We start from the raw sequence: 21,531 nt of genomic DNA on the forward strand, positions 1-21,531 counted from the left end.
CAATGTTCTTCTATCTCTCCAAGATATTCTGGTTCTTCGTCCAACCACTCAACCTGGCGATCTTCCTGCTGCTTGCCGGCTTGCTCGCGGCGCTGATCGGCCGCCGGCGATTGGCGGCGACGGGCAGTGTGTTCGCCTTCCTGATTCTGGCGCTGTCGGCCTGGACGTCGCTTGGCGCCATGATGCTCAATCCGCTCGAAGAGCGCTTCCCAAAGCCGCCGCTGCCGCGGAAGGTCGACGGCATTGTCGTGCTCGGCGGCGGCTTCGAGGGCGCCATCAACTTGGCGCGCGGCGGCTATGAGCTGAATTCGGGCGGCGACCGCATGGTCGAGGCGGCGATCATTGCCCGGCGCTTTCCCGAGGCGAAAGTGGTTATCTCCGGCGGCACCGGTGAACTGTTCATCAATGGCGAGGGCGATGCGGCCACCGCGCCGCGCCTGCTCGGTGCGCTTGGCGTCGACGCCGATCGCCTGATGCTCGAGAACAAATCCCGCAACACCTATGAGAATGCGGTCTTCACCAAGGAACTGGTAACGCCGAAACCGGGCGAGACCTGGCTGCTGGTGACCTCCGCCTTCCACATGCCGCGCGCCAAGGCGCTGTTCGACAAGGCCGGCTTTCAGACGGTCCCGTGGCCTGTCGACTATCGCACCTCGGGCAAGGAAGGCTTTGGCCTGTTTCGCGACAACGCACCCGATTCGCTGCAGACCACGACCATGGCGATCCGCGAATGGATCGGGCTCGCCGCCTATTGGCTATCGGGCCGGATCGACCAGCTTTTCCCCGGCCCGGGCGGCTGACCGATCACCGCTTGTCGCGCCGCTGAAAAGAACTGGCGCCGCACCAGCACCGCCAGAAGCAGCAGCGTCGACAGCACGAACACGATCGGGTCGACGAACCAGCCGAGATAGCCGATCGAGAAGAACACCGCGCGCAGCCCTGAATTGAAGTGCTTGCCGGCCAGCATGTTCATGCGCGCCGCGCGCCACACCGCCGTTTCGCTGACCGGGTTGCGTGACGCCTCGCCATAGGGGATCGGCACCGCGCCGATCAGGATCGTGCAGTAGTTGAAGAGACGGTAGGCCCAGCCGAACTTGAAGAAGGCGAAGGCCAGGATCAGGACCAGGCCAAAGACCTTGATCTGGAAGGCGGAGCGCGATGAGGTCGCGTTCAACGGCAGGTCGTTCAGCACGGCAAGGACCTGATCCGAGGCGCCAAGCAGCGCGAAACAGCCACCGAGCGCAATCAGCGAACTGGAGGCGAAAAAGGCGGTGCCTTGCTGCAGGCCGCTCATGATGGCGGTGTCGACGATGCGGATTTCGCGCTCGGCCATGGTGCGCATCCAGGCCTCGCGCTGCACGTTCATGGCCATCGTCAACGACACCCGGCTGACCAGTCTGCCGTCGGACGCCAGCGTATGCAGCAACCATGCGAGCAGGAAAAAAGCCAGCGCCGCCAGATCGGCCGTCGACAGATGGAAGGAATCGCCCATGCCCCCTTTTACCACAGGCAAAGCGGTCAGTTCGATGCTCCAAAGCATGTCGCCCAGAAGTGAGCTGCGGTTCTGGGACAACCACATGCATTAAAACAAGAACTTAAAGCGCGTCGCATGAATCCGTTTCAGCGCGACGCGCTTTCAGCCGGGGATGTCGCTGCCGGAGCAAACAAGGTCGGCAGGTGCAGCGCCGCAATCCGCAAAACAGCACAAACATCATGGAAAGTCCTATATGTAGGTCTTGATCCCATTCCCGGAGACGGCGCAGCGTGTTTCTTTCGGTTTTCGACTTGTTCAAGATCGGCATCGGACCGTCGAGTTCGCACACGATGGGACCGATGACGGCGGCGCGGCGGTTTCTCGACGAGATCGCCGGCGATGACTGGCCGCGCCCGGCCGGCGTCAAGGTCGATCGCATTGGCGCCAGCCTGCACGGCTCGCTCGCCTATACCGGTATCGGCCATGGCTCGGATCGCGCCGTTGTCCTCGGACTTGCTGGCCTGACACCGCAGACGGTCGATCCCGATCAGGCCGAGGGAATCGCCACGCGCATCGCCGCCGAGAAGCGGATATCGCCACGCGGCCATCCCTCCTATCGCTTCGATCCGGCGACGGATCTGGTGCTCGACCGCAAGACGCCGCTCACCGGCCACGCCAACGGCATGGCCTTCTACGCTTACGATGCCGGCGACCGGCTGCTGCTCAAGCGCATCTACTATTCCATCGGCGGCGGCTTCGTGGTGTCCGAGGAAGAGCTGCAGCGGATGAAGGTCAAGGGCTCGGTGACCACAGAAGGCAAGAAGGTGCCCTATCCCTTCAAGAACGCCGTCGAGATGCTGAAGATGGCAGGCAAAAGCGGCCTGTCTATCGCCGACATGAAGCGCATCAATGAAGAGACGCATATGTCGCGCGAGGAGCTCGACAGCGGCCTTGATGCGATCTGGGGCGCCATGAAGGGCTGCATCGACCGCGGCCTGTCGCAGGACGGCATCATGCCGGGCGGGCTGAAAGTGCGCCGTCGTGCCCGCATGCTGCACGACAAGCTGCAGGAGCAATGGCAGCAGAACAAGCCCAACCCTTTGCTGGCCAATGACTGGCTGTCGATCTACGCCATGGCGGTGAACGAAGAGAACGCGGCCGGTGGACGCGTCGTCACCGCGCCCACCAATGGCGCGGCCGGCACATTGCCGGCGGTGCTGCGTTACTGGCTGCATTTCCACCCCGAGGCCGACCAGCCGAGCATCCGTGACTTCCTGCTCACGGCCGCCGCCGTCGGCGGCATCATCAAGACCAATGCCTCGATCTCCGGCGCCGAAGTCGGCTGCCAGGGCGAGGTCGGCTCGGCCTCGGCGATGGCTGCCGCGGGTCTCTGCGCCGTCATGGGCGGCACGCCCGAGCAGGTCGAGAACGCCGCGGAAATCGCGCTCGAACATCATCTCGGCATGACTTGCGATCCGGTCGGCGGTCTGGTCCAGGTGCCTTGCATCGAGCGCAACGCGCTCGGCGCCGTCAAGGCGGTCACCGCCGCCTCTCTGGCGATCAAAGGCGACGGCGTCCATTTCGTGCCGCTCGACGCCGCGATCGAAACAATGCGCCAGACGGGCCTCGACATGAACGAGAAGTACAAGGAAACCAGCCTTGGTGGGCTCGCCGTCAATGTCGTGGAATGCTGACCGTGCAACGCCACTGGCACTGTGGAGAAGTCGGGCAGGGCCGTTGACGCAATCGCGCGCCGGACTAAACCTTAAGCGATGGCACTCAATCTCCTAAAACTGTGCGTCGGTTGCGACAGCGTCGAGGACCTCGAAGAATGGATCGCCTTCCGCCTCGATGAGCGCCGCCGCGCCGGCGAACCCGCCGAGCACTGGCACACCACCCGCATGGTGCCGACGCGCGGCGCCGAGGTCACCGATGGCGGTTCGCTTTATTGGGTGATCAAGGGCAGCGTGCAATGCCGCCAGCTGATCACTGATATCAGGCCCTTCACGGACGACGAAGGCATCGGCCGTTGCCGCCTGATGCTCGACCTCGACGTCGTGCGCACCGACTGGCAGCCGCGCCGCGCCTTCCAGGGCTGGCGTTATCTCAAACCTTCGGATGCGCCCGCAGATATCGGCAAGGGCAAGGCCGGAATGATCGAGATGCCGCCGAAACTGAAGCGCGAGCTCGCCGATCTGGGCTTGCTGTAGAGCCAAGGGCGCGGCCGCTTCTCCCAGAGCGTCGAGCGCTGGCCCTTCATCTTGTCCAAGGCTGGACTTGCAAGGGGGCCGACAACGCCACATCTTGCTTCTTATGAGCGACAAGAAGCAGCGCGTGCCCGCAAGGGCCGATCCTGCGCCGGTCAAGCCTCAATCCAATGCCGGCGAGATCGACGCCTTTATCCGTCAGGCCCGGACGCTTGTCGCGTCCGCGACCGGCACGGGCCGGCTGATCCTTGCCCTCGACGCAACGATGAGCCGCCAGCCGACCTGGGATCTCGCCATCAAACTGCAGGGCGAAATGTTCGACGCCGTCGGCAAGGCCGGCACCCTCAGCGTCCAACTGGCCTATTTTCGCGGGTTGGGCGAGTGCCGCTCGTCGGCTTTTGTCGCCGACACCAATGCCCTGAAGCAGCTGATGACGCGGATCGACAGCCGTGCCGGCCACACCCAGATCGGCAAGGTGCTGGAGCATGCGCTGAAGGAAACGGCGGCGGCCAAGGTCAACGCTCTGGTCTATATCGGCGACGCCATGGAAGAGGATATCGACGACCTGGCGCAGAAGGCCGGCAGCCTCGGTCTGCACGGCGTTCCCGTCTTCGTCTTCCAGGAAGGCCATGATCCCGGCGCAGAAAAGGCGTTCAAGGAGATTGCGCGGCTGTCCAAAGGGGCTTGGTTCCGATTTGATCGGCGGGCTGCCGCGACCTTGGCCGGGCTGCTTTCGGCGGTCGCCGTCTATGCGACGGGTGGATTGAAGGCGCTCGAGGCAAGGGACAGGCCGGGAGATCGGCTGCTGATCGAGCATCTCAGGGGCGGCGGGAATTGATGGGCGCTATCATTGCACTTGTTGCACTGTTTCTGGTGTTGCTCGGCGCGGCGACGATCTTTGTCCGCGCAGATGCGCAAAAACTGGCAAGCGGCATGCGCACGCTCGGGCCGGTGCTTCTGGCGCTGGTCGGGCTCGCCGTGCTGGTGGTCGGGCGCGAAGGCATTGCCGGCCTCATTCTGGCCGCGGCCCTTGCCTGGTACGGTTCGATGCGAATGAAGCGGCCGTCGGTCGGGCCGGCGCCCGGCAAGCGCTCGACGGTGCGGACCGCCGCACTGGAAATGGAGCTTGATCACGATACGGGCGGGCTTGAAGGCCTGGTTCTGGCCGGCCGCCATGAAGGCAAGATGCTGGGCGCGATGGGCCTGGCCGAGCTGCAGCAGCTTTACCGCGAACTCCCCGGCGACCCGGAGAGCCGCCAGCTCCTAGAGACGTATCTTGACGGCCGTTTTCCCGTCTGGCGCAAAGACGCTGAGGCGAACGGTGGCGAAGGGCTGGGTGTTGCGCCAGGTGCGGGCGCCATGACTAAGGAGGAGGCCTACAAGATCCTTGGTCTTGAAGCGGGGGCCGCCGCGGCGGATGTCCGCAAGGCGCACCGCCGCCTGATGCAGCGCCTGCACCCCGACATCGGCGGCACGTCTTTCCTGGCGGCGCGGATCAACGAAGCCAAGGACGTCTTGCTCTCCAATCACAACTAGTCTCCTTCGACGCAGTAAATTTCCGGGAGATGGTTCCGACGCCGCCCTACTGTTGGACGGCGTAGCAGGCGATTTTCTTTTTCTTCAGGGCATTGCAGGCACTCCAGGCCGCGTCCTTCGAGCGGAAGCCGCCGAACCGGGCGCGGTAATAGGTCTCGCCATCCTTTTCGAAGGCGACGGTGAAACCGGAAGCAGCCCCAAGAACTTTGGGCGCCAGCTTGGCCGTCTTGTCGAGGAAAGCCTGGGCTTCGGACTGCTTGGGCGACGACGCCACCTGCACCGCCCAACCAGCCGGCACCGAGGCCGTGTTGACCGGGTCGACCGCCTGTGGGGATACAGGCGTGGGTTCGGCATAGGCAGCCACAATCTGCGCAGTTTCGACCTTCGGCGCCGTCACGATGACGGTCTTGACCTTCCTGGTCTTGACGACGGGGGCGGGCTCTTCGACCGCGGCCACCGTCTGTTCGTCGGCAGACTGGCCTTCAGCAGACTGCTCGTCAGCGGATGTCGGATCGTCATTGGACGCTACGGCATCGTCTTCAACCATCGGCTTGCCATCCGGCGTCGGCGCGTCATGCTTGGGCAGGAAGACCTTGGCCAGCGCCTTGACCGGATTGTCGCCGCCGGCCTTGGCGACCAGGGCGCCGCCGCCGCGGGTCGATGCGCGCGGCATGTAGGCGTTGATCAGGCCGGCCATCTGGTTGTCGCGGCTGCGCCCCGAAGTGCCGCCCATGACGACGGCGACGAGGCGGCGGTTGCCATCCGAAACCGACGAGACGAGGTTGAAGCCGGAGGCGCGGGTATAGCCGGTCTTGATGCCGTCGACGCCCTTGATGCGGCCGAGCAGACGGTTGTGGCCATTGATGCGCTGGCGGCCGTAAAGGAAGGAGCGCTGCGAGAAATAGCCGTAATACTGCGGATAATGTTCCCTGAGCGCTATGCCGAGCATCGCCATGTCGTGGGCGGTTGTGAACTGGCCGGGATCGGGCAGGCCGTTGGCATTGCGAAACACGGTGCCGTCCATGCCGAGCGCGCGCGCCTTGGCGGTCATCATGCGGGCGAAATTGCTTTCGCTGCCGCCGAGCAGTTCGCCGAGCGCGGTCGCCGAATCATTGGCCGACTTGGTCACCATCGACAGGATGGCGGTCTCGACCGAAACCGCTCCGCCCGCCTTGACGCCGAGCTTGGTCGGCGGTTCGGCCGCCGCTTTGGTCGAGAACGGCACGGGCGTGTTCCTGCTGATCCGGCCCTTCGCCATGGCCTCGAAGGTCAGATAGAGCGTCATCATCTTGGTCAGCGACGCCGGGTAGCGCCGGCCGTTGGCATCGGAGGAATAAAGCACCTTGCCGGTCTTGGCGTCGACGACGATCGCCGAAGACCTGGCGGCCATCGAGGACGCGGCATCCGCAACGACAAATGACATCGCCAAAGCGAGGATCATGATCGTTTTGAGGGAAGATGCGGATTTTGAACCGAAGACCGACAACGCCTGACGCACTGATAGTTCCTTTGAAACTCATTGCCCTGGAGGCGGCAAAGGGATCCGACCTCACTTGTCGTCAAACTATCGCGGCCAGCGTTACCAATCCGTTTATGGTAACCGGCGCGTTCACCATTTTCCTCGGGCTTGAGCCTTTCTTTATTCGAATTTTAGCTGTTGCCGGCGTAGCGCGGCCTGATGCCGCTGAAATCTTGACTTTTGTGCAGCGCACAATATATTCTCGTGCATTGCACAACCGCGCTCAGGCAAGGGCGCTTCAAAACGCCAAGGGAAACGTCAAATGACCCAGACCTACGAGGACTTCTCGAAATACGGCAAGGAGTTTGCCGATACCGGATTGAAGAGCTTCACCTCGCTCTCCAAGGGCGCGCAGGCGATCGCCACCGAAGCTGGCGAATACACCAAGAAGAGCTTCGAGGCCGGCAGCGCCGCGGTCGAAAAGCTGTTCTCCGCCAAGTCGCTGGAAAAGGCGGTCGAGATCCAGTCCGACTTCGCCAAGCAGAGCTATGAGAGCTTCGTCGCCGAGGCGACCAAGTTCGGCGATCTCTATGCCGATCTCGCCAAGGAGGCTTACAAGCCCTTCGAATCGATTGTCGCCAAGGCGAAGTAATTTCGCTCGAGAATACCAGGCACGGCCTTTCGGGCTTGCAAAACAGACCCGGTCGCAGATGCGCGGCCGGGTTTTTTCATGCCTGTTTCAATTCCGGGGCTTTGGCGGTTCACGATTTTGAAAATCGCCTCGGTTTGCCCACCTAGCCATATTGTCAGCTAACAAGAAGGGCTTAAAATCGTCCATCGAACACCTACATATCGAACTCGCATGGGGATTCGAAAGAGGCAGGATTACGTGACTTCAGGTTTGACTGCCACAACAAGCGTGGTGCGGATGCAAAGTGACGGCGACGGCAATGAGGCCGGTCGCGGCACAGCCGTCATTACGCGCACCAAGACCAAGACCAAGAAGCCCAGCCTTTACAGGGTCCTCATCCTCAACGACGACTATACGCCCATGGAGTTCGTGGTTCACGTCCTGGAGCGTTTTTTTCAAAAGGACCGCGAAGCCGCCACACGCATCATGCTTCATGTTCACAATCATGGGGTGGGCGAGTGCGGGGTCTATACATTCGAGGTGGCCGAGACCAAAGTGTCTCAGGTCATGGATTTCGCCCGACAGAATCAGCATCCGCTGCAATGCGTGATGGAGAAGAAGTGAGGTAACATGCCGGCTTTCTCCCAAGGCCTGGAAAAGGCGCTTCACCAGGCGCTGACGCTCGCCAATGAGCGGCACCATGAATATGCAACCCTAGAACATCTGCTGCTCGCCCTTATCGACGACACCGAGGCGGCCGCCGTCATGCGCGCCTGCAACGTCGATCTCGACGAGCTGAAGCACACGGTTCTGACCTATATCGACACCGAACTCGACAATCTGGTCACCGGTTACGATGAGGATTCCAAGCCGACCGCCGGCTTCCAGCGCGTCATCCAGCGCGCCGTGATCCATGTACAGTCATCCGGCCGCGAGGAAGTGTCCGGCGCCAACGTGCTCGTCGCCATCTTTGCCGAGCGCGAGAGCCATGCCGCTTATTTCCTGCAGGAACAGCAGATGACCCGCTACGACGCGGTCAACTACATCTCGCACGGCATCGCCAAGCGCCCCGGCGCATCGGAGACGCGCTCGCCGCGCGGTGCCGATGACGAGCAGGGCGGCCAGAACGGCGCCGAGCCGCAGGAGGAAGGCGGCAAGAAGAAGCAGCAGCAGGATGCGCTGACGGCTTATTGCGTCAACCTCAACAATAAGGCCAAGGCCGGCAAGATCGATCCGCTGATCGGCCGGGAGAGCGAAATCAACCGCACCATCCAGGTGCTGTGCCGCCGCTCCAAGAACAACCCGCTCTATGTCGGCGATCCCGGCGTCGGCAAGACGGCGATTGCCGAAGGCCTGGCCAAGCGCATCGTCGAAGGCGATGTGCCCGAAGTGCTGCAGGACGCCACCATTTTCGCGCTCGACATGGGCACGCTGTTGGCCGGCACGCGCTACCGTGGCGATTTCGAAGAGCGGCTGAAGCAGGTCGTCAAGGAGCTCGAGGATTATCCGGGCGCCGTGCTGTTCATCGACGAGATCCACACCGTCATCGGCGCCGGTGCGACGTCCGGCGGCGCGATGGATGCGTCGAACCTGTTGAAGCCGGCGCTGTCTTCGGGTGCCATCCGCTGCATCGGCTCGACCACTTACAAGGAGTTCCGCCAGTTCTTCGAGAAGGACCGCGCTCTGGTGCGGCGCTTCCAGAAGATCGACGTCAACGAGCCGACCATCGAGGACGCCATCGAGATCATGAAGGGCCTCAAGCCCTATTATGAGGAATTCCACAAGGTGAAGTTCACCAACGAGGCGATCAAGGCTTCGGTGGAACTGTCGGCCCGCTACATCAACGACCGCAAGCTGCCGGACAAGGCGATCGACGTGATCGACGAGACCGGCGCCTCGCAGATGCTGGTGCCGGAAGCCAAGCGCAAGAAGACGATCGGCATCAAGGAGATCGAAGCCACGATCGCCACGATGGCCCGCATCCCGCCGAAGACGGTTTCGGCCGACGACGAGAAGGTGCTGCAAGGCCTCGACATCGAGCTGAAGCGCGTCGTCTATGGCCAGGACACCGCCATCACCGCGCTGACCTCGGCGATCAAGCTCGCGCGTGCCGGCCTGCGCGAACCGGAAAAGCCGATCGGCTCCTACCTGTTCTCAGGCCCGACCGGCGTCGGCAAGACCGAAGTCGCCAAGCAGTTGGCTGCCTCGCTCGGCGTCGAGCTGATCCGCTTCGACATGTCGGAATATATGGAACGCCACACCGTCTCGCGGTTGATCGGCGCGCCTCCCGGCTATGTCGGCTTCGACCAGGGCGGTCTGCTCACCGACGGGGTCGACCAGCATCCGCACTGCGTGCTCTTGCTGGATGAAGTCGAGAAGGCGCATCCGGACCTGTTCAACATCCTGTTGCAGGTCATGGACCACGGCAAGCTGACCGACCACAACGGCAAGCAGATCGACTTCCGCAATGTCATCCTTATCATGACCACCAATGCGGGCGCATCCGATGCGCAGCGCGCGGCGATCGGTTTCGGATCGACCAAGCGCGAAGGCGACGATGTCGAGGCCATCAACCGGTTGTTCACGCCGGAGTTCCGCAACCGTCTCGATGCGATCATCCCGTTCGGCTCGCTGCCGGTGCCGGTCATCCATCAGGTGGTGCAGAAGTTCGTCATGCAGCTCGAGGCCCAGCTCTCCGAGCGGGGCGTCACCTTCGACCTGTCGCCGGACGCGATCGCCTGGCTGGCCGACAAGGGCTACGATGAACGCATGGGTGCGCGGCCGCTCGGCCGGGTCATCCAGGAGCACATCAAGAAGCCGTTGGCCGACGAGGTGCTGTTCGGCAAGCTCAAGAAGGGCGGCACGGTGCGCGTCACCGTCGAGAAGAAGGAAACCGGCGAAACCGGCCTGAAGCTCGAATCACTGGCCGACGAAGCCCCGGTGCAGCCGAAGCAGGAGCCGGAAGAGACGCCGAAAGCCCGCAAGGCGGTGGCCAAGAAGCCCGTCGCCAAGAAGGCGATGGCGCAGAAGCCTCAGCCCAAGGGCAAGGACGAGCCTGAGCCCAAGGGCAAGGATGGCGGCAAGCGCAGCCTGGTGCCGCAACTGCCGCGCAAGAGCTGAAAGGTTCGCCTATGAAGGGCCCGGTGACGGGCCCTTTTTTCATTGGCTGGCCGGTTTGCCGACACAGCGCCCCTGCTTTTCAGGGCAGATCTTGTTAGGTCAGGCGGCGACGCCCTCGGGTGCAAACTTGCCCAGGAAGTACCCGCACGCCTTCCAGATGGCGATCGAGATCAGAACGCTCGCATAGCCATCCACGGCATAATGCCAGCCAAGGACGACCGAGCCGACCATGATGATTGCGGCGAATGCCCACATCAAAAGGCCGGCCAACCATGAGCGGCGTGTTGCATAAAGCGCGAAAAGCACCGCCATCGCTACATGCATGGACGGGAAGGCGGATATGCCGAGACTGCCTGGCGTCGCCCCGATATAGCCGCTCCACACAATGTCCTGCGTGCTGAGCGCCCAGATCGGATAGATGCGATCGGCGGCGGCGAGTGCTTGCATCAGGGAATGATAGTCGCTGCCCAGCCCCAGTCGCTCGTAAAAGCACGGCCCTGCCGAAGACAGGCCCATCGCCAGGAAAAAACCCGCCAGTATCCACACGAGCATGAAGCTCATCAGGAACTGGTGACGCAGCTTCGTGTCCCTGCGCGTGATGCAAGCGATGAAGACCGAGGCGATAAGGACGACGAACCAGGAATTGTAAGCCAGGTTGAACGATCTTACGGCGAGCGGCGACTGGACGATAAACCATAGCCATTCATGGGGCGCTCGGCCGAAATGCAGCACCCGGTCGGCCTGAGCCAATGCGTGATCCCATGCGAATGGCGAAAGGATCGCGACCGCGCCTTTCAACACACCGAAAGCGGATATGAGCGCAATGCACGCGGCCAGACCATTCAGGCTGTTGGCGTTGCGCTCGGCGTCGCCGAAGACGCCGCCGATCGATCGCAGGAAAGTGCCGAGCGGCTCAGGATCCCGCTTGATGAGTGCAAGGTGAAAAAAGCTGCCGAGTGCGAAGGCGCAGCCACCGATCCAGAAAGCGAAAAGAAGGTATTGGGAATAGTCTTCCAGCACGCCGAAATCCGGCATGTTTCCGGTGCGCAGGCCGACCGCGGCTGCCAAAAGCAGGGCAGCGATGGCCATCGCGTGCAGCAGGCGGTGTCGCCGGTACGCGTCCGCCAAGGTGCGCAGAAAGGCCCGCCCGGCAGCTGCTTTTACCAACGGCTCTGATGTCGCAACCGAATGTTCCACGATTTTGAAAACCCAAACGCATCCCGGTACGGAGCACGTTATCACGGCGTGGTTTGATATTTTCCTAACCGACGTGGTGGATTGTGGCTGAGCGCATCTCCCTGAGGCGCGCGCCACCTCAACCGTTCAGCGCTGCTCGGATCTTCGCCGCGTTCTCCGTCAGCACTTCGGGCTTCTCCATCTGCCCCGTATGCGGCTTGAGCGCGATGCCTTCGAACCGCGGGATGACATGGACATGTAGGTGGTAGACGGTCTGGCCGGACGCCGGTTCGTTGAACTGCAGGATGGTGACCCCGTCAGCGCCGAAAGCCTTTTTGACCGCCAGCGCGACCGTTTGGACCGTGGTGAACAGCCGGCCGAGCGTCGCGGGATCGGCATCGAGCAGATTGCGCGACGGTGCTTTGGGCACTACCAGCGTGTGACCGGGGCCTTGCGGCATCACATCCATGAAGGCGACCACGGCATCATCCTCGTAGATGCGGTGCGAGGGGATTTCGCCGCGCAGGATCTTTGCGAAGATATTGCTGGGGTCGTAGGCCTCGGTCATGGTGGCGCTCCGGGAGTATGCTCCCGGTGTAGCGAAGCTGTCCAGGACCGGCAAGATGGTCAGGTAAGATGGTCAGGTAAGATGGTCAGGCGAGGGCAGGGGCGGATCGCTATTCCTCAAGATCCTTGCGGAACGGCGTATGCTCTTCCAGGATTTCGCCCATCCGCTCGACCTCGCGGCGTTCCCGCCGGAGATAGTCGGCCACAGCATTGCGCAGGCCGGGATGTGCGATGTAGTGCGCCGAATGCATGGTCACGGGACGATAGCCGCGCGCCAGCTTGTGCTCACCCTGCGCGCCGGCCTCGACCACCTTCAGCTTACGCTCGATGGCGAAGTCGATGGCCTGATGGTAGCAAACTTCGAAATGCAGGAACGGGTGGTCCTCGATGCAGCCCCAATTGCGGCCGTAGAGCGCATCGGAGCCGATGAAGTTGATGGCGCCGGCGACATAGCGGCCATTGCGCTTGGCCATTACCAACAGGATATCCTGGGACATGCGCTCGCCGATCAGCGAGAAGAACTTGCGGTTGAGATAGGGCCGGCCCCATTTGCGGCTGCCGGTATCCATATAGAAGGCGAAGAAATCGTCCCAGGCCCTTTCGGTCAGGTCCTTGCCGGTCAGCCGGTCGATCGAGATATCGTTGGCGAGCGCCTCGCGCCGCTCCTTCTTCATCGCCTTGCGCTTGCGCGATGCCAGCGTGGCGAGGAAATCGTCATAGGTCGAAAAGCCTTCGTTGAAGAAGTGGAACTGCTGGTCGGTGCGGTGCAGGAAGCCGGCTGCTTCCAGCGTTGCAACGTCGCTTTCACTGGCGAAGGTGACATGCGCGGACGACACGCCGAGCTTTTCCGTCACCGCCTTCAGGCCCGCTGCGAGACCGGCCTTCACAATGGCGCTGTCCTCGCCTTTGCTGACCAGCAGGCGAGGGCCGGTGACCGGAGAGAACGGCACGGCGCATTGCAGTTTCGGATAGTAGTTGCCGCCGGCGCGTTCGAACGCATCGGACCAGCCGTGGTCGAAGACATATTCGCCCTGGCTGTGCGATTTGAGATAGCAGGGCACGGCGCCCAGCAATCTGCCTTGGGCATTTTCCAGTCTGAGATGATGACCTTGCCAGCCGGTACGCCGCACGGCGCAGCCGGAATCTTCAAGCGCGCTCAGAAAAGCATATGAAACGAGAGGGTTATAGCCATTTTCTGTGTCGCTGCGGGTTGTGCCGGTAAAGCCGTTCCACTCGTCGCAGGTGAAGGCATTGATGCCGGCGGCAACGCGGATGGAAAACTCCGCATTCGCCGTTTGCCCGTCACCTTCATCACCCTGATCCATGGGGCTTATTTAAGCTCTGTCGGGGCCGCTACAAGTCACGTTTCAGGCACTTCCATCAGGCGACATTGACCAGATCGGGTTCGAACCCTTCGAACGTCATTTGGTCGGCGTATTTGAAGGTGAGATCCACCGCCGGCTGGTCATGCACCGTCCAGGTGATGACAGGCATTTTAAGCCTTTCGCGCACGAAGCTGACGAACGGGTTCGGCAGATCGCCCGCGGCATAGGAGGTGAAGGCGAGGTCATGTGCCAGCATGGCAAAATGCGCCTCGATCAACTGGTTGTCCTGGCCATAGGCCGTGAGCCCGCCCGGAATTCCAGGCGCATCCCTGGGGAAGTCGCGGACCAGCCAGTGGTCGAACGACATGATCGCCGCCTTACCCTTGTAGCGCTCCAGCATCTTGCCGACGCTTGCCACCAAGCCCTCGTCGTAACCGGGCACACCCTTCAGTTCGACAACCATCGGCACACGGCCGTCGACCAGGTCGAGCGCTTCTTGCAGTGTCGGCACATGGTCCTTGGTGCCGCCGATCCTGAGCGCCGCCAGTTCCGCTGCCGTGCGCTGCCAGACGAAGCCGTCCTGGCCGGTCAACCGCCTGAGATCGCCGTCATGAATGATGACGGGGACGCGGTCGGACGACAAATGCACGTCGCATTCGATCGCATAGCCGCGCTCGGCGGCAGCCGCGAAGGCCGACAGCGTGTTTTCCCAGCGCGTCTTGTTCATGTCGTGAAAGCCGCGATGCGCCACCGGGCGGGCGGTCAGCCAGGAAAGGTCGGTCATTGTCTTGGTCCTGCTCATGCGACCTCGAAGACGGCTTCGATTTCCACTGCGGCATTAAGCGGCAGACAGGCGGTGCCGACGGCGGAGCGGGCATGCTTGCCGCGCTCGCCAAGGGCGGCGACCAGGAAATCGGAGGCGCCATTGGCGACCAGATGCTGCTCGACGAAATCCGGCACTGATGCAACAAAGACGGTGATCTTGACCAAACGCTGGATTTTTTCGAGATCGCCAAGTGCTGCTTTTGCCTGGGCCAAGACATTGATTGCGCAGTACTTTGCGCCTTCCTTGCCGGTTGCGGTATCGACGTCGCGGCCGAGCAGGCCGCTTGCCTGCAGCTTGCCGTCCTTGAGCGGCAACTGCCCGGCGGTGAACAAAAGATTGCCGGACCTGCAATAGGGCACATAGTTCGCGGCGGGCGCTGCGGCGGCAGGTATTGTCACGCCGAGATCGCTTAGCCGCTTTTCGATTGTTTCACTCATGGTATTTCCCTATTGCTTGGAGACGCCGCGCTGGCCGGGCCGAAATTGCTATTTTTGCCTCGCTTCCGCCACGACTTTTTTTAAGCTGGACCATCTTTACCTGCGGCCTGCCATCAGCTGCGACGATCGGAGCCCCTTATGCGCGCAACGCGCCTTGCCTTCCACGCCGTTCTCTTTCCGGTGCTGTTCTCGATGGCTCCAGCCTTTGCCGTGCCGGCGCTGCAGGCGCATCGCGCCGTCTACGATCTTACCCTCGACAAGGCGTCGGACCGCTCGGGCATCACCGGGATTTCCGGCCGCATGGTCTATGAGTTCAACGGCTCGCCCTGCGAGGGCTATACGGTAAAATTCCGTTTCGTCACCCAGATCGCCACCGGCGACAACACCAGGCTGACCGACCAGCAGACGACCACGTTCGAGGACGCCGAAGGCAAGACCTTCTCGTTCGTGACCAAATCCTTCGTCGACCAGAACCTAGACAAGGAGGTCAAAGGCACCGCCACAAAAGAGACCAAGGGTCTCAAGGTCGATATCGACAAGCCCGAGAAGAACAGCCTCGAACTCGCCGCCACCCAGTTCCCGACCCAGCATCTGGTCGAACTGATCGGCAAGGCCGAGAAGGGCGAGAATTTCTACGAAACCAGCCTGTTCGACGGTTCGGAGGATGCCAACAAGGTGATGACCACCACCGTCATCGTCGGCAAGAAGGCCGAGGGCGACAAGGCCGACCCCGAAGCGCCGGCGCTGGCCAAGCTTGCCGGCGACAAATACTGGCCGGTCGACATCGCCTATTTCGACGAGACCGACAAATCGGGCGAAGAGGTGCCGGAATACCGCATCAGCTTCAAGCTGCACGAGAACGGCATCACCCGCGACCTCACAATGGACTATGGCGAGTTCTCGATGACCGGAAAGCTGGTCAACCTGTCGCTGTTCGATCAGACCAAGCCTTGCCCGGTCTCGAAATAGCAACAATGCGGCGCTGGCCACGGCAGGCTTGATGGCAGTTCCCGATGGCGGTCTATGTCGATGCGGCGATCTGGAAATGGGCCGGCCATCGCTGGTGCCACCTGATGGCCGACGATACGGACGAACTGCATCGTTTCGCCGCCGAGCTTGGCGTAAAGCGTTCGTCCTACCAGGGGCCGCCCAGGACATCGGCGCCGCACTATGACATAACCGGCTTCGAGCGCGACCGGGCGGTGCGGCTCGGCGCCATCGAATGCAGCCGCGAGGAGATCGTTGCGATCTTCAGGCGCGTACGGGTACCCAACGGAAAGGGCCGATCGTGACGCTAATGGCATTCCTGGTTTATTGCCTTGCCATCACACTTGCCGCCGCCACGCCGGGACCGGCGATGTTCACGGTGATCACCAACGGCGTGGCACGCGGCTTCCTGCGTGCGTTCGTCGCCGGAATGGGCATTGCCGCCGGCGATGCCGTGCTGGTCACCGTGGCACTGCTCGGGCTGGTGGCGCTGGCCCAGACCTTCGAATGGGTGTTTCTCCTGTTGAAATACGCCGGTGCGGCCTACCTGATTTTCCTCGGCATCAAGATGTGGCGGGCCGCGGCCGCGCAATCGGCCGCGCAAGGAATCCCCCAAACCGGATTGTCGCGGTCGTTCCTGCTTGGCGCCTCCGTGGCGCTCGGCAACCCGAAGGCGATCCTGTTCCACGCCTCGATCATGCCGCTGATCCTCAACCTCGACACCATGACGTTTGCCGACGGCCTGCTGGTGGTGGCAGTCGTCGTCGGCGCCAATATTCTCACCATGGGCATCTACGCCGCGCTGGCGGGCAGGGCATCCGGCTGGTTCAGGACGCCCGGACGCATGCGGCTGATGAACCGGTTCGCCGGCAGCGCCATGATCGGCACCGGAGCGCTGATTGCCGCGCGCTGAGCGATGAAGCACCTCACCGCTTGCGTTTGCAGCGCTTCCCCTCTATATGCGCGCTCATTCCACACACGGACTTTGGTGTCTGCCCGGGAGAAATCCGGCTGAAACCTCCGGTGGCGTTCGAGGACAAAGTCCAAAAATGCCTGTGTCCGTGGAGGCTAACCGGAAAAGGAACTAAGAATGGCACTGCCTGATTTCAGCATGCGCCAGCTTTTGGAAGCTGGCATTCACTTCGGCCACCAGACCCACCGCTGGAACCCGAAGATGGCGCCTTACATCTACGGCGCCCGCAACAACATCCACATCATCGACCTGTCGCAGACGGTGCCTTTGCTGCACCAGGCTCTGAAGCAGGTTTCCGACACCGTTGCCAAGGGCGGTCGCGTGCTGTTCGTCGGTACCAAGCGCCAGGCTTCGGATATCGTCGCTGACGCGGCGCAGCGTTCGGCCCAGTATTATGTCAATTCGCGTTGGCTCGGCGGCATGCTGACCAACTGGAAGACGATCTCGAATTCGATCCAGCGCCTGCGCAAGCTCGACGAGATGCTGGCCGGTGAGGCCCAGGGCCTGACCAAGAAGGAACGCCTGAACCTCGACCGCGAGCGCGAGAAGCTCGACAAGGCGCTCGGCGGTATCAAGGACATGGGCTCGACCCCCGACCTGATGTTCGTCATCGACACCAACAAGGAAGCGATCGCCATTCTCGAGGCCAAGCGCCTCGGCATTCCGGTCGTTGCCATCATCGATTCGAACTGCGATCCGGACAAGATCGACTTCCCGATCCCCGGTAATGACGACGCGGCGCGCGCCATCCAGCTCTATTGCGACCTGATCGCCAAGGCTGCCATCGACGGCATCGCCCGCCAGCAGGGCGCGCTCGGCGTCGACATCGGCGCCTCGGTCGAAGCTCCGGTCGAACCGGCGCTTGATCCGGCTCCGGCCCCGGCTGCGGACGCGCCGGAAGCTTGACAATCGAAGGCCGGTTGCGGCCTTCATCATTCTCATATTTGGCACGCTAGACGGACGCATCACCGAGTACCGGTGGTGCGTCGGTGCATTTAAAACAAAGAGGCGACAATGAGCATTTCGGCTGCACAGGTCAAAGAACTCCGCGACTTGACCGGCGCGGGCATGATGGACTGCAAGGCGGCGTTGACGGAGACCAACGGCAACATCGAAGAGGCCGTCGACTGGCTGCGCAAGAAGGGCATTTCCAAGGCCGACAAGAAGGCTGGCCGTACTGCCGCCGAAGGCCTGATCGGCGTCGACTCCGGCGTCCGCGAGGCCGCCATCGTCGAGGTTAACTCCGAGACCGATTTCGTGGCCCGCAACGAGCAGTTCCAGGAGATCGTTCGCAATGTCGCCAAGGTCGCGCTTGCTTATGGCACGACGGAGGCTGTCTCTGCCGCAAAGTATCCGGGTTCGGACAAGTCGGTCACTGACACCATCAAGGACGCCGTTGGCACCATTGGCGAGAACATGAGCTTCCGCCGTTCGGCCAAGCTCACCGTCCCGCACGGTGCTGTCGCAACCTACGTCCACAATGCGGTTGCCGATGGTCTTGGCAAGCTCGGCGTTCTGGTCGCGATCGAGACCACGGGCAATGAGCATGCCGCCAACGCCTTTGGCCGCCAGGTCGCCATGCATGTCGCCGCCACCAACCCGCTGGCGTTGACCGCCGAGCAGATCGATCCGGCAGCGGTCGAGCGCGAGAAGGCGATCTTCGCCGACCAGGCGCGCCAGTCCGGCAAGCCGGAAGCGATCATCGAAAAGATGGTCGAAGGCCGCCTGCGCAAGTTCTACGAGGAAGTCGTGCTCCTCAAGCAGGCCTTCGTGCTCAATCCCGACATCACTGTCGAGCAGGCGCTGAAGGATGCCGAGAAGGACATCGGCGCTCCGGCCAAGATCTCCGCCTATCTGCGCTTTGCGCTGGGCGAAGGCATCGAAAAGGAAGAGACCGATTTCGCGGCGGAAGTCGCGGCGGCGGTGAAGAAGTAGTTTTAAAAATAGCCCCGAAAAGGGCTTCTCAGCTCAGGCAACTCGGCCGGGTGTCCGCAAGGATGCTCGGCCAATTTCTTGTGCGGTGTCGATGAAGGCCCTGAGCTTTGGCGCCATCGACGCCCTGCGCGGGAAGTAGAGGAAGAGGCCGGGCTCCTCGATCGCCGTTTGCGGCAGGATCTGAACGAGGCGGCCGGCGGCCAATTCCGCGCGCACCAGCGGCTCGAACACATAGGTCAGCCCGACGCCGGCAAGCGCAAGGTCGATCGCGGCCAGCGAATCGGTGACGATGACCGTACCCTTCGTCTCGGCCACGACATCCTTGCCGTCCTCAGTCAGGTCCCAGCGATAGAGTGCGCCGGAGCGCACAAGCCGGTAGCCGACGCAATTGTGGTCCGAAAGACCCGTCACACCGCGCGGACGGCCATGCCGGCCGACATAGGCGGGGGAGGCGACGATCACGGCGTTGAATGGCGGCGTCAGCCGGACCGTGACCATGTCCTGTGCGATCATCTCGCCCAGCCGGATGCCGGCATCAAAACCCTCGCCGACAATGTCCACCAGCCCCTGATCGGTGAGCAATTCGATGGTCACATCAGGATAGCGTTCAGCCATCGCCGCGACCACGGGAGTGACGGCAAGTGGAACGGCGATGTTGGGAACGTTCAACCTGAGCAAGCCGGAGGGCCGGCCCTTGATGGCTCGGATGCGGTCCATCCGGTCGGCGATATCCTGGAGAGCAGGGGCTGCCGTCTCCACCAGCGCCTTGCCGGCTTCCGTCAGCGAGACGCTGCGCGTGGTGCGCGCAAACAGCGGCTGGCCGATCCGCTCCTCCACGAGGCGCACCGCATGGCTGACGGCGGATGGGGACATGCCCAGTTCGGCCGCGGCAAGCGCAAAGCCGCCGCGTCGGGCAACGGCGACGATGACAGGCAGATGGCTGAGCAGGTCCCGGTCCATTCATGCATGATATCGCATAGTCCTTGCGAACACTTCAATCTTCTCGATGCCGACGGGCTGACCCATATTGCCATCACCGATGCACAAAGGAGAAGAGAGATGGATGCCTTGAAACACGCTACCTTCGCCGCAGGCCTTGCCCTAGCGCCGGTCGATTCCGGCGGCGCCGAGCCGTCCGGTTGGCGCGCGCTCGCCGACGAACGCGCCGTCATCCGCATCGCCGATGCCATCGACCGTGCCGTCGATGCGCAGGACTGGAAGCTTGCCCGCTCCTATTTCGCCGACCGTGTCACCGTCGATTTCAGCAGCCTGTCAGGACAGCCTGCCGCCACCATCCCCTCCGACAATCTGATCGGTACCTGGGCCGGCAACCTCGGGGGCAGCAAGACCAGCCTGCATCTGCGCACCAATCACCAGGTGATCTTTGAGGCGGACGCGGCGACCGTCTCTTCGAACGGCTATGCCTGGAACCGGATGGAAGGCAATGGCGACCCGCTGTGGGAAGTCTGGGGCACCTACGAGCACCATCTGGTTCGCTCCGGGACCGGCTGGAAAGTCGACGGCTTCATTTTCCGCGCTACGCATGAGCGCGGCAATCCCTGGGTCAAGATGACGCCTGGCCAGTGAGCCGGCGTCAATAAAGTCAGGATAGGAAAAACACCATGACCATGAGCTATTACACACTGGGCAACAGCGGCCTGCGCGTCAGCCGGCTGGCACTGGGCACCATGACCTTTGGCACCGAATGGGGTTGGGGCGCGGACAGGGAAACCGCGCGCGCCATGGTCGACGCCTATGTCGAGGCCGGCGGCAATTTCTTCGACACCGCCGACCTCTACACCGGCGGCACAGCCGAAACCTGGCTCGGCGAATTCATCGCCGAGCGAGGCTTGCGCGACAAAGCGGTGATCGCCACGAAATTCACCTTCAACGCGGAGCCCGGCAATCCGAACGCCGGCGGCAATGGCCGCAAGAACATCTTGCGCGCCGTGGACGCTTCCCTGAAGCGGTTGGGCACTGATTATATCGACCTCTACCTCCTGCATATCTGGGACGGGCTGACGCCGGCCGAGGAGGTCATGCGCACGATGGATGATCTCGTGCGTGCGGGCAAAATTCGCCATGTCGGCCTGTCCGATGTGCCGGCCTGGTATGCTGCCCGCGCGCAGACGATCGCCGAGTGGCGCGGCTACGAGCCGGTGTCGGCCCTGCAGCTTGAATATTCGCTGGCGGAGCGTTCGATCGAAAATGAGTTCGTGCCCTTCGGCACCCGCCATGGCGCAGGAATCATGGTGTGGAGCCCGCGGGCCTGCGGGCTGCTCAGCGGCAAGTACCGGCCGGCGCAGGACGGCCATGCCGGCCGGCTCGACGGCTTTCGCAACACCACTCATCCGGGGTTCCAGAAGTTCACCGAGCGCAACTGGGCGATCGTGGCGGAACTCGAAAAAGTGGCCGCCGAACTCGGACACAGCATGGCGCAGGTCGCGCTCAACTGGGTGGCAACGCAACCGGGCATCGCCACCGTGATTCTTGGCGCCACCAAGCTGGCGCAGTTGCAGGACAATCTGGCGGCGTTGGATTTCACGTTACCCGCCGAGCTTCGCGCGCGGCTGGATACGGTCAGCAAGACACCGCCGCCATTCCCGTACGCCTATTTCGGGTCCGACATACAAGCCCGGGTTACCGGCGGCGCCGTGACCGGCGACAAGCCGTTGGGTTATGCGCCGCCGCTGCTGGTCGAGGGCGACGCCGTCAGCATCACCAGCAACTGACGGGCCGCGACGGGAAGGCGGAATTGGGCGAGGGGCGGCCCCGGGCAACCCGGGGCCCCGCGGGGTTGGGGACTCCGCCAACGCCCCCCCGGGGCCCCCCCCCCCCGGCGGCCCGGCCCCGCGGGCCCACCCCAAAAAATCACGGG

General features: G+C 62.7%; 24 protein-coding genes. 16 read left to right on the plus strand and 8 right to left on the minus strand.

The features are described 5' to 3' along the window. The first annotated feature begins 2 nt into the window (after positions 1 to 2). The gene (locus NKI88_RS02200) at positions 3 to 800 is read left to right on the plus strand and encodes a YdcF family protein (protein ID WP_023752222.1); all 798 of its coding nucleotides are present in this window, start codon (positions 3 to 5) and stop codon (positions 798 to 800) included. Here the strand turns inward: NKI88_RS02200 and NKI88_RS02205 are convergent. Next, complete coding sequence (locus NKI88_RS02205) at positions 749 to 1,492, minus strand: DUF599 domain-containing protein (RefSeq protein ID WP_023671004.1); 744 nt, start codon at positions 1,490 to 1,492, stop codon at positions 749 to 751. The two genes, NKI88_RS02200 and NKI88_RS02205, sit on opposite strands and share 52 nt — an antisense overlap. Positions 1,493 to 1,764: 272 nt before the next feature. Here NKI88_RS02205 and NKI88_RS02210 point away from each other — a divergent pair, with 272 nt between their 5' ends. The 4 genes from NKI88_RS02210 to NKI88_RS02225 all read left to right on the plus strand — a co-directional run bounded on the left by NKI88_RS02210 (position 1,765) and on the right by NKI88_RS02225 (position 5,217). Beyond that, complete coding sequence (locus tag NKI88_RS02210; RefSeq protein WP_023730130.1) at positions 1,765 to 3,168, plus strand: L-serine ammonia-lyase; 1,404 nt, start codon at positions 1,765 to 1,767, stop codon at positions 3,166 to 3,168. Between the two features lie 78 nt (positions 3,169 to 3,246). After that, positions 3,247 to 3,684 carry a DUF1489 family protein gene (locus NKI88_RS02215; RefSeq protein WP_352653625.1) on the plus strand — a complete coding sequence of 146 codons (438 nt, stop codon included), beginning with the start codon at positions 3,247 to 3,249 and terminating at the stop codon, positions 3,682 to 3,684. A 103-nt stretch (positions 3,685 to 3,787) separates the two neighbouring features. Then, on the plus strand, positions 3,788 to 4,519 hold the full coding sequence (locus NKI88_RS02220) for a VWA domain-containing protein (protein WP_352653626.1): 732 nt from the start codon (positions 3,788 to 3,790) through the stop codon (positions 4,517 to 4,519). After that, the gene (locus tag NKI88_RS02225; RefSeq protein ID WP_023700739.1) at positions 4,519 to 5,217 is read left to right on the plus strand and encodes a DnaJ domain-containing protein; all 699 of its coding nucleotides are present in this window, start codon (positions 4,519 to 4,521) and stop codon (positions 5,215 to 5,217) included. The genes NKI88_RS02220 and NKI88_RS02225 overlap by 1 nt, the downstream gene beginning before the upstream one ends. 46 nt (positions 5,218 to 5,263) lie before the next feature. Here the strand turns inward: NKI88_RS02225 and NKI88_RS02230 are convergent, their stop codons facing one another. After that, entirely contained in the window at positions 5,264 to 6,658 is a 1,395-nt protein-coding gene (locus NKI88_RS02230; protein WP_502909416.1) for an SPOR domain-containing protein, read from the minus strand. A gap of 68 nt (positions 6,659 to 6,726) precedes the next feature. On the opposite strand from NKI88_RS02230, the gene NKI88_RS02235 reads away from it, so the two are divergent. From NKI88_RS02235 to clpA, 4 genes are all read left to right on the plus strand, one after another. After that, entirely contained in the window at positions 6,727 to 7,002 is a 276-nt protein-coding gene (locus tag NKI88_RS02235; RefSeq protein WP_352653628.1) for a hypothetical protein, read from the plus strand. After that, positions 6,999 to 7,328 (plus strand): phasin family protein, encoded by a 330-nt coding sequence (locus tag NKI88_RS02240; RefSeq protein ID WP_023671011.1) that lies wholly within the window; start codon positions 6,999 to 7,001, stop codon positions 7,326 to 7,328. Before NKI88_RS02235 ends, NKI88_RS02240 begins: the two co-directional genes overlap by 4 nt. A 276-nt stretch (positions 7,329 to 7,604) precedes the next feature. Further along, positions 7,605 to 7,931, plus strand: coding sequence for an ATP-dependent Clp protease adapter ClpS (gene clpS / locus NKI88_RS02245; protein WP_023671012.1), 327 nt, complete (start codon positions 7,605 to 7,607; stop codon positions 7,929 to 7,931). A 6-nt stretch (positions 7,932 to 7,937) separates the two neighbouring features. Further along, positions 7,938 to 10,427: an ATP-dependent Clp protease ATP-binding subunit ClpA gene (gene clpA, locus NKI88_RS02250; RefSeq protein WP_352653629.1), complete on the plus strand. Its 2,490-nt coding sequence runs from the start codon at positions 7,938 to 7,940 to the stop codon at positions 10,425 to 10,427. A gap of 99 nt (positions 10,428 to 10,526) precedes the next feature. On the opposite strand, the gene NKI88_RS02255 is transcribed toward clpA, so the two are convergent. The 5 genes from NKI88_RS02255 to NKI88_RS02275 all read right to left on the minus strand — a co-directional run bounded on the left by NKI88_RS02255 (position 10,527) and on the right by NKI88_RS02275 (position 14,758). After that, complete coding sequence (locus NKI88_RS02255) at positions 10,527 to 11,462, minus strand: phosphatase PAP2 family protein (protein ID WP_031196580.1); 936 nt, start codon at positions 11,460 to 11,462, stop codon at positions 10,527 to 10,529. Positions 11,463 to 11,742: 280 nt separating this feature from the next. Then, the gene (locus NKI88_RS02260) at positions 11,743 to 12,171 is read right to left on the minus strand and encodes an HIT family protein (protein ID WP_023684683.1); all 429 of its coding nucleotides are present in this window, start codon (positions 12,169 to 12,171) and stop codon (positions 11,743 to 11,745) included. A 109-nt stretch (positions 12,172 to 12,280) separates the two neighbouring features. Further along, positions 12,281 to 13,495 (minus strand): GNAT family N-acetyltransferase, encoded by a 1,215-nt coding sequence (locus NKI88_RS02265; RefSeq protein WP_023693439.1) that lies wholly within the window; start codon positions 13,493 to 13,495, stop codon positions 12,281 to 12,283. 55 nt (positions 13,496 to 13,550) lie between these two features. Then, entirely contained in the window at positions 13,551 to 14,279 is a 729-nt protein-coding gene (locus NKI88_RS02270) for a glycerophosphodiester phosphodiesterase (protein WP_352653630.1), read from the minus strand. Between the two features lie 14 nt (positions 14,280 to 14,293). After that, complete coding sequence (locus tag NKI88_RS02275; RefSeq protein WP_023684686.1) at positions 14,294 to 14,758, minus strand: RidA family protein; 465 nt, start codon at positions 14,756 to 14,758, stop codon at positions 14,294 to 14,296. Positions 14,759 to 14,896: 138 nt separating this feature from the next. On the opposite strand from NKI88_RS02275, the gene NKI88_RS02280 reads away from it, so the two are divergent. The 5 genes from NKI88_RS02280 to tsf all read left to right on the plus strand — a co-directional run bounded on the left by NKI88_RS02280 (position 14,897) and on the right by tsf (position 18,653). Continuing rightward, positions 14,897 to 15,727, plus strand: a complete 831-nt coding sequence (locus NKI88_RS02280; protein ID WP_023688583.1) for a cell envelope integrity EipB family protein — start codon at positions 14,897 to 14,899, stop codon at positions 15,725 to 15,727. A gap of 44 nt (positions 15,728 to 15,771) precedes the next feature. After that, complete coding sequence (locus NKI88_RS02285; protein WP_023671020.1) at positions 15,772 to 16,050, plus strand: DUF4031 domain-containing protein; 279 nt, start codon at positions 15,772 to 15,774, stop codon at positions 16,048 to 16,050. Positions 16,051 to 16,055: 5 nt separating this feature from the next. Then, entirely contained in the window at positions 16,056 to 16,658 is a 603-nt protein-coding gene (locus NKI88_RS02290; protein WP_352653631.1) for a LysE family translocator, read from the plus strand. A gap of 177 nt (positions 16,659 to 16,835) precedes the next feature. Next, positions 16,836 to 17,624 (plus strand): 30S ribosomal protein S2, encoded by a 789-nt coding sequence (gene rpsB, locus NKI88_RS02295; protein WP_023671022.1) that lies wholly within the window; start codon positions 16,836 to 16,838, stop codon positions 17,622 to 17,624. Between the two features lie 108 nt (positions 17,625 to 17,732). Beyond that, positions 17,733 to 18,653 carry a translation elongation factor Ts gene (tsf, locus tag NKI88_RS02300; protein ID WP_023684688.1) on the plus strand — a complete coding sequence of 307 codons (921 nt, stop codon included), beginning with the start codon at positions 17,733 to 17,735 and terminating at the stop codon, positions 18,651 to 18,653. 33 nt (positions 18,654 to 18,686) lie between these two features. Here the strand turns inward: tsf and NKI88_RS02305 are convergent, their stop codons facing one another. Continuing rightward, a complete protein-coding gene (locus NKI88_RS02305) occupies positions 18,687 to 19,613 on the minus strand; it encodes a LysR family transcriptional regulator (RefSeq protein WP_352653632.1) in 927 nt (308 codons plus the stop codon). A 99-nt stretch (positions 19,614 to 19,712) separates the two neighbouring features. Between NKI88_RS02305 and NKI88_RS02310 the strand changes: the two genes are divergently transcribed. After that, positions 19,713 to 20,240, plus strand: a complete 528-nt coding sequence (locus NKI88_RS02310) for a nuclear transport factor 2 family protein (RefSeq protein WP_352653633.1) — start codon at positions 19,713 to 19,715, stop codon at positions 20,238 to 20,240. A gap of 35 nt (positions 20,241 to 20,275) precedes the next feature. Beyond that, positions 20,276 to 21,385 carry an aldo/keto reductase gene (locus NKI88_RS02315; RefSeq protein ID WP_352653634.1) on the plus strand — a complete coding sequence of 370 codons (1,110 nt, stop codon included), beginning with the start codon at positions 20,276 to 20,278 and terminating at the stop codon, positions 21,383 to 21,385. Positions 21,386 to 21,531: the final 146 nt, after the last annotated feature.

Source organism: Mesorhizobium sp. M0317, assembly GCF_040321555.1.
GTDB lineage: Bacteria > Pseudomonadota > Alphaproteobacteria > Rhizobiales > Rhizobiaceae > Mesorhizobium.